Consider the following 12037-nt stretch of genomic DNA (forward strand, 5'->3'; position numbering starts at 1 on the left):
TCCTTACTTCGGTCAGTCGCGCCACGGCGCGGCGATCTTCTCCAGCCAGCGAGCCAGACCGGTGAGCAGGACACCGATCAGCATCAGGGTCAGCACCGGGACCAGCATGGAATCGGTCTGATAGGCCGCGCCGTAGGTCTGGATCCGCCCGCCGAGTCCGGAGATGCCGGTGAAGAATTCGGCGGCGACCGTACCGATCAGCGCGCGGCCGATCGAGATGCGCAGGCCGGTCATGATGAACGGCACCGAACTGGGCAGGATGATCTTGCGGAAGACCTGCCCCTCCGAGGCCATGTACGCCCGGCTGACGTCGAGCACGTGCTGATCGACCTCGTGCACGCCGGCGGCGGTGTTGAACAGCATCGAGAACACGGTCAGCATGAACACCACGACGACCTTGGACTCGACCCCGAGGCCGAACCACACGATCACCAGCGGGATGATCGCCAGCAGCGGGGTCGCGTTGAGCGCGCTCATGATCCATTCGACCGACGACGCGACCAGCGCGTATCGCCCGATGATCAGACCGCCCAGGACGCCGACGACCACACCCAGCACCAGCCCCATGGCCAGAATCTCGAAACTCTGCCCGATGGCGGTGAACAGCGTCGCGGAGGTGACCTGATCCCAGGCCGCCGCGGCGACGGCCGTCGGGTAGGAGGTGAACAGCGGGTTGGCCTGTCCGATGATCTGCCAGCTGATCAGCAGTACCGCGGCCACGGCCAGCCGCAGCGCCCACACCAGGCCCAGGCGGCGCAGGCGTGCCTGACGCTGCTGCTGGGCCCACTCGCGTTCCTCCGCGGTGGGCTGGTCCGACGCCGCGGATCCCGGCGCTTTCGCAGATCCGCGAACAACGTTCTGGATCGTCGTCATTGGTCGCCTCCAGCTCGGATTTCGTGAGCCACGATGTCGCGCGCGGTGAGGAATGCGGGATCGGACTTCACCTCGTCGACCGAACCGCGCGTGCCGAGGTTCACGTCGATGATCTTGTGCACGCGTCCGGGATGCGGCAGCAGCACCAGGATCCGATTGCTGAGGTAGACCGCCTCGTCCAGATCGTGCGTGACGAACATGATCGTCTTGCGAGTGGTCGCCTGCAGTTGCAGCAGTTCGGCCTGCAACCCTTCGCGGGTCTGGGCGTCCAGGGCCGAGAACGGCTCGTCCATCAGCAGGATCTGCGGATCCACGGCCAGCGCCCGCGCGAGTCCCACGCGCTGTTGCATACCGCCGGACAGCTGTTTGGGGTAGTACCGCTCGTAATCCTTCAGGCCGACGAGTTCGAGAGCCTCGCGCGATCGCGCCAGGCTCACCTCCTTCGCGGTCTTCTTGAGCTCCAGGCCGAACTGCACGTTGCGCAACGTGGTGCGCCACGGCAGCAGGGATGCCTGCTGGAAGACGATGGCCCGGTCGTGGCCGGGGCCGCTGACGTCCCGGCCGTCGACCCGGACCGCCCCGGCGTCGGGTTCGAGCAGTCCGCCGATGATCCGCAGCAAGGTGGTCTTACCGCAGCCACTGAGGCCGACGACCGAGACGATCTCTCCCTCGTTCATGTCGAAGGAGATGTTCTTCAGAACCTGGACGAACCTGGCGCGCTTACGGTCGGCCATCGACCGGAAGCTGCGTGATACCCCGTCGACCGACAGCTTGGCCGGTTTCACCGCCGAACGCGGTGTGGTCGCGGCCGTCATCGGTCGCCCAGGTAGCGGTTGTAGTCGGCGAACAGGTCGTCGACGGTGGGCTTGTCGGTGATCAGATGCTGCTGGGCCGCATAGTCGATCGACAGTCGCAGCGCTTCGCGGATGCTGTCGGTCAGGCCGTGGCCGTAGCCGCGCGGGCCCGGCTCGGACTTCGCGGTCCACGCGTCGATCTCCGCGGCGAAGGTGTCCAGGACACTGCGCACGGCTTCGGGGTCCTCGCGCAGGATCTCGGTGCGCACGGTCAGCAGGTGGTTGATCGGCACCGTCTGGTGCCGCTGGTACCAGGCCTGCTCGACGGTCTTGTAGTCCTCGATCAGCGGTTCGAGCGGGGCGTCGGCGGGCACCGCCTTCGGGCCCATCACGACCGCGGTGATATCGCCCGAGCGGGCCAGATCGACCAGCGAGTCGGAGGTCCGCTCGACATTGGCCGGTTCGACGTACTCGGCGACGTGCGGTCCCTCGGTGGTGACCCAGGTGATGTCGTCGGGGTCGACCCCGTAGTCCTCGGCGAGCACGCCGCGCACCCACATGCCGGTGGTCTGGGTGTAGGAGCGAACACCCACCCGCTTGCCCGCCAGATCCTTCGGGCTCTCGACCGGGCCGCCGACCAACCGGACGATCGATCGGTGGTGGAAGTTCCCGTGCAGGGTCAGCGGCAGCAGGCTCAGTTCCTTGCCTTCCGCGTGAGCCTGTAGGTAGGTCGCCAGCGCCAGTTCGGAGAAGTCGTACTTCAGCTCGCGCACCATCGGGGCGAACGCCCTGTGGATGGGTTCGATCTCCAAGAAGTCGACCTTGCAGTCGCGCGGCGCACGTTCGCCGGACTTCACCGGCGTCGTGTACGGGTAGTCGCGAACCGCTGCTGTGTAGGTCTTCACTGTCCACCAGCCTCCCAGTGCGTTTTCGTGCGTGGCCCGGCCATCGTCCGTGATCGCGCCGACGGGGGTGACCGCTCGGGGCGTGACGTTTTGATCCGATTCGAGGGGCGGGCGAGGTCGAACCATCGCTCTCAACGCAGATTGTCTAACAAGATGTGAGATCAAGCTAACACCGTTACAGCATCAGGGCAAGTATCTTGCCCAAGCTTACGCTCCGCTGCTAACGTGCTGAGGAAAGTTGTTAAACAATCCAGGCGATTGGGACGGTTCTCCCTAAGCCGCGGAACCGTCTCCAGCGTCCGTCGCAGCCGAGCCCACCCTGCCCGACGCCGCCCGAGCCAAGCGAGGTTCTTTGCTTTGATCACGATCACGGAAGACATAGACGTCCCCGTCCCGACCGACCGCGTCTGGGAGGTGATCTCGGACCCGCCGGAGGTCGTCGGCTGCATCCGCGGCGCGGAACTCGGCGAATCCCACGAGGACGGTTCGTTCGACGGCGCCATGGTGGTCAAGTTCGGCGCGGTGCGGGTGAAATTCGGCGCTCGCATCACACTCGATCTCGACGCCGAGACGCAGGAGGGACACCTCACGGCCCGGGGTAACGACGGGCAGGGCGCGACCCGGTACAAGGCCAATGCCACCTTCGGCGTCTCCGAGGGCCACACGGCCGGAACGTCCCGGGTGAGCGTGCGCGGTGAGATCACCCTCACCGGCAAGCTCGTCCCGTTGATCGAAGCGGGCGCGGGAGCGGTCATCTCCCGCATGACGAAGGACTTCGCCGACCAACTCGTCCTCCGCTGTGCGGGCGAGGAGGCGGTGGCCGCCGCCGCGCCGGTCCGCCGATCCTTCTGGGCGCGCCTGGGCGACTGGTGGCGACGAATCACCCAGAAGCAGCAGACCCGGCAGGAGGCGACTCGATGACCAGGCTCAACAGTGTGATCGGCGCGCTGGAGTCGGGCGGGCACGCCTTCGCGGCGTTCGCCCCGCCCGAGCCCGCCGCCGCACTCGACCTCGCGACGTCCGATTACGACGGCCTGGTGTTCGAGTCCGAGCACAAGCCTTGGGACGCAACGACTTTGCGGGACACCCTGCAATATCTGCTGAACCGCCGGCGGATCTTCGAGGCCGAGACGCTCGCCCCGTCGCCCACCCCGCTGGTCCGGGTTCCGGTCAACGGCGCGGAATTCGGTCAGTGGCATGCCAAGCAGGCCCTGGACCTCGGCGCCTACGGCATCGTGTGGCCGCACATCTCCACGGTCGACGAGGCGCGCAACGCCGTGGCCGCGTGCCGGTATCCGCGACTGCCCGAGGCCGAACGCTTCGATCCGCCGGGCCTGCGCGGCGACGCCCCCGCCGCCGCCGCCCGCTACTGGGGTATCTCCAACACCGAGTACTACGCCAAAGCCGATGTGTGGCCGCTGGATCCGGACGGCGAGATCCTCGCCGTCATCCAGATCGAGGATCAGCTCGGCATCAAGAATCTCCCGGACATCCTCGAGCAGGTGCCCGGCATCGGCCTGATCCTGATCGGCGAGGGCGACCTCAGCCAGGAACTGGGCATCCCGCGCCAGCTCGACCATCCGCTGCTGAACGAGGCCAGGCAGCGGATCGTGCGGATCTGCGACGACCACGGCGTCGTCGTCGGACACCCGCACGTCACCGCGTCCAACGTCGAGCAGGTGCTCGACGAGGGTTACCGCTTCCTGATGTCCGCGCCGGTGCGCAGCTACCCCGGACTGGAACTCGGCCGCAAACTCACCGGCCGCTCCTGATCAGCACATTTGGAGAATTCATGATCATCGACTGTCACGGTCACTTCACCACGGCCCCACCCGCGCTCGGGAAATGGCGTGAGCGCCAGATCACATCGTTCGAGGACTCGGGCGCGCGCGTGTCGGCGAGCGAACTGGAGATCAGCGACGAGGAGATCCGCGCCGCCATCGAACAGGGCCAGCTGAAACTGCAAGTCGAGCGCGGCACCGATCTCACGATCTTCTCGCCGGGCGCGGGAAAGATGGCGCACCACTACGGCGACGCCGAGACCAGCCGGGTGTGGTCGCAGGTCAGCAACGACCTCATCGCGCGAGTGTGCGGACTGTTCCCGGGCCGGTTCATCGGCGCGTGCCAGCTGCCGCAGTCCCCCGGTGACGCACTGGCCGAATCCGTGCGCGCCTCGGTGGTGGAGCTCGAGCGCTGCGTCACCGAACACGATTTCGTCGGCTGCCTGCTCAATCCGGACCCGTCCGACGGGTACTGGCAGGCGCCGCCGCTGACCGACCGGGTCTACTACCCGCTCTACGAGAAGCTGGTGGAACTCGACGTGCCCGCGATGATCCACGTCGCGATGTCCCGCAACTCGGCGATCCAGGGCACCTGCGCGCACTACCTCAACGGCGACACCTCGGTGTTCATGCAGCTGTGCGAGTCGGATCTGTTCCAGGATTTCCCGACGTTGCGACTGGTCATCCCGCACGGCGGCGGCGCGGTGCCGTATCACTGGGGTCGCTACCGCGGCATGATGATCGACCGGGGCCGCCCGCCGCTGGAAGAAGCGTTGCTGCACAACGTCTTCTTCGACACCTGCGTCTATCACAAGCGCGGCCTGGAACTGCTCACCGACATCATTCCCGCGCAGAACGTGCTGTTCGCGTCGGAGATGATCGGCGCGGTCCGCAGCGTGGACCCGGAGACCGGACGCCGCTTCGACGACACCAAGGCGATCCTGGACTCCATCGATTCGATCACCGACGAGGATCGCGCGGCGATCTACGGCGGCAACGCATTACGCGTCTTCCCGCGTCTGGCGGCGGCATTGCAGAACACGAAGCAGCAGGAGGTTGCGCAGTGAAGGTCTACGAAGCGCTGGCGAACGCGTTCGCCGCCGAGGGCGCGACCCATGTGTTCGGCATGATGGGCGACGCCAACATGCACTGGATGAACGCGCTGGCCGGGCACGGCACCCGCCTGTACGAGGTGCGTCACGAGGGCTCGGGACTGAGCATGGCGCACGGATTCGCCCGTGCCACAGGACGTCCCGGTATCGTGACCACGACCAGCGGCCCCGGCACCGCGCAGCTGGCCACCTCGATGATCGTGGCCAGCCGTGCCCGGATCCCGCTGGTCGCCTTCTGCGGGGAGACCTCGCTGGGCGACACCTCGGCCGTGCAGTACCTCGATCAGCGCCGGTTCGCCGCCGCGATCGAATGCGAATTCCTCCAGGTCACCAAGGCCGACTCGGCCGAAGACATTGTGCAGCAAGCGTTCTACCGCGCCCGGACCGAATCCCGCCCGGTGATGATCAGCGCACCCTTCGATGTGCAGCTGCAGGAGTTCGACGGCTTCAACGAGTACGTCCCGTCCACCGATCTCATCCGGCCCCCGACCCTGCTGCCGAATCCGGAGCGGATCGCGCGGGCGGTCGAGCTGATCGCGGCCGCGAAACGTCCGGTCATCATCGGCGGGCGCGGCGCGCGGCGGGCCGAGGCGGGCGCGCAGATCCTCGAGTTGCAGCGCCGGACCGGCGCCCTGCTGGCCACCACGTTGCAGGCCAAGAACTGGCTGTACGGGGAGAGCGACTATCACGTCGGGATCGCGGGCCTGTTCGGCAGCAAGATCGCGATGGAGCTGCTGCAGGAGGCCGACTGCGTGATCGCGGTGGGCGCGAGCCTCAATCACTACACGATCGAGAGCGGATACCTGTTCCCCGAGGCGAGTTTCGTGCAGATCGACACCGCGCCGCACCTCGTGATGGGCAACGGCCGGGTGGCCGACGCCTACGTGCAGGCCGACGCGATCAGCGGCCTGAACGAGCTGAACGCCGCGCTGGACGCGCGCGGGGTCGACCTGGAGGGCTTCCACACCACCGAGGTGCATCGCAAGCTCACCGCCCCGCTGATCGATCCGGCCGAATACCAAAGCGGCAATGGACTTCTCGACCCGCGCGAGGCGATCTCGGTGATCGACGCCGAACTGCCCGGCGAGATCGGGCTCGTGCTGGGCAGCGGACATCAGACCGACTTCGGCACGATGCTGTTCCAGCGCTCGCGCGAGATCACCTCGAACTACGGCATGTTCGGCGCGATCGGCCAGGCCCCGCTGCTCACCATCGGCATCGCCGTGGCGACCGGCGAGCCGATGTTCGTGGTCGAGGGCGACGCGAGTTTCCTGATGCACCTGTCGGAATTCGAAACCGCCTGCCGCTACGGGCTTCCCGTGCTCGTCGTCGTCATGAACGACGAGGGACTGGGCGCGGAATACCACAAATCGAAGGCCAAGGGACTGAACGCCGAACTCGCGCTGATCTCCACCCCGGAGCTGGGCGCGGTGGCGAAATCGCTGGGCGGCAACGGCGCGACCGTCCGCACCACCGGCGAGCTGCGCGCCGCGCTGGCCGAGTACGTCCGCGCGCCGGGGCCCACGGTGATCGACGTCCGGATCACCCGCGACGTGATGAGTGTGCCCTATCGGCGCATCCAGTACGGCGAGGACGTCTGAGCCACCCGGTCGAACCGACCACATCACATCCGAACGAAAAGGCAAGACATGAACAAGCTTTCGGTGGTCCTGGGAAAATACGCGCACGCGCAGCCGCTGCTGGACGGTGACGTCACGATCGAGGGATACGCGGTGGAACCGGTCACGGTCGAGCCCGTCATCGGCGCGTACCGGCGGATGATCCGCGATCTGGAATTCGACGTGTGCGAACTCGCGCCGACCTCCTATCTGATGGCATTGCAGGCCGAGGTGGCGCTCACCGCGATCCCGGTGTTCCTCAACCGCCGCTTCCATCACGCCGATGTGCAGTGCAGTGCGAAATCCGGCATTCGCTTCCCGAAGGACCTGGAGGGCAAGCGGATCGGCGTGCGCGCCTACACCGTGACCACCGGGGTGTGGGTGCGCGGCATCCTGCGCGACGAATACGGCGTCGACACCGATTCGATCACCTGGGTCGTGGACGACGACGACCACATCGAGGGCCGCGCGCCCTCGAACGTCGAGCGGGTCACCGACGGCCGATCGCTCGGAGAGTTGTTGCGCGCCGGGGATATCGACGCCGCGCTCACCGGCAACGCCGGAACCGGGCGGGCGGGCGCACCCGTCACCGGCTGGCAGGCCACGCCCGAGCAGCCCACCGGCGACGAGGGGCCGTACCCGCTGTTCGCCGAGCCCAACGTGCTCGCCACCGACTGGTATCTGCGCACCGGGATCTACCCGCTGCACTCGGTGATCGCGATCCGCAGCGAACTGGTGCAGCGCGATCCCGAACTGCCGACCGCACTGTACGCCGCGTTCGCCGAGGCCAAGCGCCGTCAGGTCGCGGCGGACCCGCAGTGGTCGGCGCTGCCGCGACTGGGTCGGCAGGCCGAACGGATCGGCGGCGACCCGATTCCCTACGGCCTGAAGGCGAACGACGCCAGCCTGCGCGCGCTGGTGCAGTTCTCCCGGGAGCAGGGCCTGCTCGACGCGGACTTCCCCGGCGAGCCCCGGAGCCTGTTCGAGGACGGCGGAAAGTACCCCGACGCCTGATAACGGCTGCCGAAAAGGCTTGACCCACAACGGAAAGACTTATTCATGGACATCATCGACACGCACTGTCACATCATCTCCGAGGACACCACCCGATACGCGCGCGCACCGCTGGGCGGTAAGCAGTCCGGCTGGGCCTCCACCCGCCCGGTCACCGCGGACGGTATGGCCGCGGCCATGGACGAGGCCGGGATCTCCCGGTCGGTGCTGGTGCAGGCCACGACCGCGTACGGCTACGACAACTCGTATGTGCTGGACAGCCGGGCACAGCGGCCCGATCGGTTCATCGCGGTGGGCACGGTGGACCCGCTGCGTCCCGATGCCGCAGACAACCTCGCCAAGGTCGTCGCCGACGACGGACTGTCCGGGGTCCGGCTGTTCACCAGCGGCAGTACGGTGCCCATTCAAGGTGAGTGGTTCGCGGCACCGGAGACGTACCCGTTCTGGGAGAAGGCCACCGATCTCGGCGTCACCGTCTGCATGCAGATGCGACTGGGCCCCGCGACCGCCCAGCTCGAGGAACTGCTGCGCCGATTCCCCTCGGTCTACGTGCTGCTGGACCACATGGGCTACCCCGATGTCGCGGCCTCGCCCACGGGCGCGGGCAAAGAGGTGGCGAGCCTGGCCCAGCATCCGGGCCTGCACCTCAAGCTGACCCACCGCACCCTCGAACCGCTGCGCGATGTCGGCAGGGAGGCAGCGGGTTTCCTGGAGCCGGTGCTGGCCGCCTTCGGCGCACACCGCATCGCGTGGGGCTCCAACCTGCCCGCCGCGGAACAGTCTCTGCCCGAACTGCTCGCGTTGGCCCAGGCCGTCCTGAGCGACGTCCCGCAGGCCGATCGCGAAGAGATCTTCGCCGGGACCGCGCGTCGCCTCTATCCGGGCCTGGCCTGAGGGAAGTGACATCGATACCGGTCGCACGGGTGGCACCGCCCGGCGACAGCGCGGTATCGGCGATATTCTCCGGTCCCGGCCGCGCCCGGAAACGAACGGCCGGGACCGGCGCCAATTCTCGGAAACTGGCAACTGGGCGCGGAACATCGTGCGGCCGTGGCGGTTCGGGCGCCCGAGAGTGGTGCGTACACGGGCGGCCGAAGGTTCAGGACACGGCCGGCACCGAGATGCGGGCGGGGTCGGCGAGATCCGTGGATTCGTCGGCCCAGGCCGCGGTCGTGCGCACGGCGCCCGTCGCGATGAGATCGCGGGCCGCTCTGATGTCTCGGGGGCGGCCGATGGATACCGCGCCGACGAGTGCGCCGTCGCGCAGGGCCAGGGCGGTGAAGTCGCGGGCGTCGAGCGATCCCCGGACGATCAGTTCGTCGTACGCGGAGGTCCAGCCCGCGAACTGCAGGTTCACGCCGTACTGGGTGGACCATCCCCACGGGATATCGACCTCGGTGATCTGTTGTCCGAGTATGGATTTCGCAGCAGCTTTGCCCTCGGCCAAGGCGCTGTTCCAGTGCTCGCCTCGTTCGTGACGCCCGAGCAGCGGGTTGAAGCGGTTGGCCACGTCTCCGGCGGCGTAGACGTCCGCTGCCGAGGTCCGATACTCCTCGTCCACGAGAATGCCGTTGTCCACGGCGATTCCGGCCGTTCGGGCCAGGGCGGTGTCCGGGACCGCGCCGATGGCCACCAGGGCGGAGTATGCGGTCCAGGTGCGGCCGTCGGTGGCCGTCGCGACCACTCCCCGGCTGTCGATCTGCTCGAGCTCGGCCAGGCGGACATCGTTCTCGATCTGCACGTCGTGCTCCGCGTGCAGATCTCGGACGAGCGCCGAAATCTCCGGTGGCACAGTGCGATCCAATGGGGTGGCACCCGCGTGCAGGATCCGCACCTGCGCGCCGAGGCCGCGAGCGGTGGCCGCGACCTCCAAGCCGACCAGGCCCGCACCGATGATCAGCAGCGGGCCGTGCTCGATCGCCGCACGCAGCGGCGCGATATCGGCGACCCCGCGCAGCGAGCGAACCCGCACGGGCGGATGCTGTTCCAGTCGTCGCGCCCGTGCACCGGTGGCCAGCAGCAACGCGTCGTAGTCGAGCGGTTCGCCGGTGCTGAGCCACAGTCGGCGGCGGTCGGTATCGATATCGGCGACCCTGGTCGCCACACGCAGCTCGATATCCCGCTCGGCCCAGGACTTTTCGGGTTCCAACAGGCACCGGTCGATCTCGCGGGTCCCGGCGAGCAGATCCTTCGACACCATCGGGCGGCGATAGGGGCCGTGGTGTTCCGCGCCGACGAGCACGATCGCGCCGGTGTACCCCTCGGCGCGCAGGGTCCGGGCCGCGGTCGCACCCGCCGCTCCGGCGCCCGCGATCACGATCCGATCCGTCATGCGCGACTGACCTCGACCATCTCGAAGTCGGCCTTCGCCGCACCGCAGTCCGGGCAGGACCAGTCCTCCGGAATGTCGTCCCAGCGGGTGCCGGGCGCGATGCCGTCCTCGGGCCAGCCCAGTGCCTCGTCGTACTCGAAACCGCATTGCAGACAACGGAACAGCTTGTAATCGGTACTCATCGGGACTTCCTTCCGGACATATCGGTGACGGCGTCGAAATCGACCTTCTCCCGGACGCCGCAATCGGGGCAGCACCAGTCGTCGGGCACGGCGGACCAGGGCGTACCGGGCGGGAATCCCTCGCGCGCAGCGCCTTCGGTCTCGTCGTAGACGTAATCGCAGACCGGGCAGCGATAGGCGGCCATCACCGGGCTCCGTACTTCGCCAGGACCCGTTCACGTTGCGCGGGTTGGATGTTCACCCGGGTGATGTCGCCCTGGTAGTGCTCCAGCACCCGGTGGTCCATCACCCGGCGCCACAGCGGCGGGAAGTAGGCCAGCGTGATCATGCTGGCGTACCCGCTGGGCAGATTCGGCGCACCGTCCATACTGCGCAGGATCTGGTATCGCCGAGTGGGATTCGCGTGATGATCGCTGTGCCGCTGCAGGTGGTACAGGAAGATGTTGGTCACGATGTGGTCGGAATTCCAGCTGTGTTCCGGGGTGCACCGCTCGTAGCGTCCGCTCGCGGTCCGCTGCCGCAGCAGCCCGTAGTGCTCCAGATAGTTCACCGTCTCCAGCAGCGAGAAACCGTAAACCGCCTGCAGGACCAGATACGGCAGGATCGCCGGTCCGAAGATCGCGGTCAGCACACCCCACAGCACGAGCGTCATCAGCCAGGCGCTGAGGATGTCGTTGCGGATCGTCCACGGGCCCTTGCCCATTCGGTGCAGCCGGGTCTTCTCCAGTTCCCACGACGAGCGCAGACTGCCCCACACGCTGCGCGGCAGGAAGGTCCAGAAATTCTCGCCGAAGCGGGCGCTGGCGGGATCCTCCGGCGTGGCCACCCGCACGTGGTGGCCGCGATTGTGCTCGATGTAGAAGTGGCCGTACGCGGTCTGCGCCAGGGTGATCTTCGACAGCCAGCGTTCGAGTTCGTCCTTCTTGTGCCCGAGTTCGTGGGCGGTGTTGATGCCCACGCCGCCCACGGTGCCGATGCTCAGGGCCAGGCCGATCTTGGACACCACGCCCAGACCGCCGTCGATGCCCAGCCAGGACAGATTCGACGCGGTCCACAGATAACTCGCGAAGGCCAGGCTGATCAGCTGGAACGGGATGTAGGCATAGGTGCAGTACCGGTAGTACCGATCGTTCTCCAGCTGCTCCATGACCTCCTCGGGAGGATTCTGCCCGTCGGGACCGAAGAACCGGTCCAGGCTCGGCAGCAGCACGTAGACCAGGATCGGGCCGATCCACCACCAGACCGGGCTGACCGCCTGCCAGCCGAACCAGTTGAAGACCCGCACCAGCGCCGCCGCGACCAGCAGTGCGGTCGGCGCGACCAGGCCCAGCAGCCACAGGTATCGCTTGCGATCGCGCCATTGCCGGGGCTCGGCCGCGGTGGGCCCCGATTCGCCGATCCGAGATGTCGTCATGTCGCGCTCCG

General features: G+C 67.5%; 13 protein-coding genes. 6 read left to right on the forward strand and 7 right to left on the reverse strand.

Going from position 1 to position 12037, the window contains the following annotated elements; genetic code table 11:
* Positions 1-12 precede the first annotated feature (12 nt).
* From K7711_RS00995 to K7711_RS01005, 3 genes are all read right to left on the reverse strand, one after another.
* Positions 13-873 carry an ABC transporter permease gene (locus K7711_RS00995; protein ID WP_222964011.1) on the reverse strand — a complete coding sequence of 287 codons (861 nt, stop codon included), beginning with the start codon at positions 871-873 and terminating at the stop codon, positions 13-15.
* On the reverse strand, positions 870-1607 hold the full coding sequence (locus K7711_RS01000) for an ABC transporter ATP-binding protein (protein WP_222964013.1): 738 nt from the start codon (positions 1605-1607) through the stop codon (positions 870-872). The genes K7711_RS00995 and K7711_RS01000 overlap by 4 nt, the downstream gene beginning before the upstream one ends.
* 77 nt (positions 1608-1684) lie before the next feature.
* Positions 1685-2572, reverse strand: coding sequence for an ABC transporter substrate-binding protein (locus K7711_RS01005; protein WP_222964015.1), 888 nt, complete (start codon positions 2570-2572; stop codon positions 1685-1687).
* A gap of 357 nt (positions 2573-2929) precedes the next feature.
* Here K7711_RS01005 and K7711_RS01010 point away from each other — a divergent pair, with 357 nt between their 5' ends.
* The 6 genes from K7711_RS01010 to K7711_RS01035 are packed head-to-tail and all read left to right on the forward strand — an operon-like array spanning position 2930 to position 8992.
* Positions 2930-3493, forward strand: a complete 564-nt coding sequence (locus tag K7711_RS01010) for an SRPBCC family protein (RefSeq protein ID WP_222964017.1) — start codon at positions 2930-2932, stop codon at positions 3491-3493.
* Positions 3490-4344 carry an HpcH/HpaI aldolase family protein gene (locus tag K7711_RS01015; RefSeq protein ID WP_222964019.1) on the forward strand — a complete coding sequence of 285 codons (855 nt, stop codon included), beginning with the start codon at positions 3490-3492 and terminating at the stop codon, positions 4342-4344. The genes K7711_RS01010 and K7711_RS01015 overlap by 4 nt, the downstream gene beginning before the upstream one ends.
* A gap of 20 nt (positions 4345-4364) precedes the next feature.
* Positions 4365-5420: an amidohydrolase family protein gene (locus K7711_RS01020; protein WP_222964021.1), complete on the forward strand. Its 1056-nt coding sequence runs from the start codon at positions 4365-4367 to the stop codon at positions 5418-5420.
* Positions 5417-7066: a thiamine pyrophosphate-binding protein gene (locus K7711_RS48820; protein ID WP_222964023.1), complete on the forward strand. Its 1650-nt coding sequence runs from the start codon at positions 5417-5419 to the stop codon at positions 7064-7066. The genes K7711_RS01020 and K7711_RS48820 overlap by 4 nt, the downstream gene beginning before the upstream one ends.
* 48 nt (positions 7067-7114) lie before the next feature.
* Positions 7115-8098, forward strand: a complete 984-nt coding sequence (locus K7711_RS01030; RefSeq protein ID WP_222964025.1) for a substrate-binding domain-containing protein — start codon at positions 7115-7117, stop codon at positions 8096-8098.
* Positions 8099-8143: 45 nt separating this feature from the next.
* Entirely contained in the window at positions 8144-8992 is an 849-nt protein-coding gene (locus K7711_RS01035; RefSeq protein ID WP_222964027.1) for an amidohydrolase family protein, read from the forward strand.
* 205 nt (positions 8993-9197) lie between these two features.
* Here the strand turns inward: K7711_RS01035 and K7711_RS01040 are convergent, their stop codons facing one another.
* Genes K7711_RS01040 through K7711_RS01055 form a run of 4 tightly spaced genes read right to left on the reverse strand, consistent with a single transcriptional unit; the run spans position 9198 to position 12026 of the window.
* Positions 9198-10430: an NAD(P)/FAD-dependent oxidoreductase gene (locus K7711_RS01040; protein WP_222964029.1), complete on the reverse strand. Its 1233-nt coding sequence runs from the start codon at positions 10428-10430 to the stop codon at positions 9198-9200.
* The gene (locus K7711_RS01045) at positions 10427-10612 is read right to left on the reverse strand and encodes a rubredoxin (RefSeq protein ID WP_040827934.1); all 186 of its coding nucleotides are present in this window, start codon (positions 10610-10612) and stop codon (positions 10427-10429) included. Before K7711_RS01045 ends, K7711_RS01040 begins: the two co-directional genes overlap by 4 nt.
* Positions 10609-10797, reverse strand: a complete 189-nt coding sequence (locus K7711_RS01050) for a rubredoxin (RefSeq protein WP_040827935.1) — start codon at positions 10795-10797, stop codon at positions 10609-10611. The genes K7711_RS01045 and K7711_RS01050 overlap by 4 nt, the downstream gene beginning before the upstream one ends.
* Positions 10797-12026: an alkane 1-monooxygenase gene (locus tag K7711_RS01055; RefSeq protein ID WP_222964030.1), complete on the reverse strand. Its 1230-nt coding sequence runs from the start codon at positions 12024-12026 to the stop codon at positions 10797-10799. The genes K7711_RS01050 and K7711_RS01055 overlap by 1 nt, the downstream gene beginning before the upstream one ends.
* Positions 12027-12037 lie beyond the last annotated feature (11 nt).

It is taken from the genome of Nocardia coffeae (genome assembly GCF_019890715.1).
Classification (GTDB): domain Bacteria; phylum Actinomycetota; class Actinomycetes; order Mycobacteriales; family Mycobacteriaceae; genus Nocardia; species Nocardia jiangxiensis.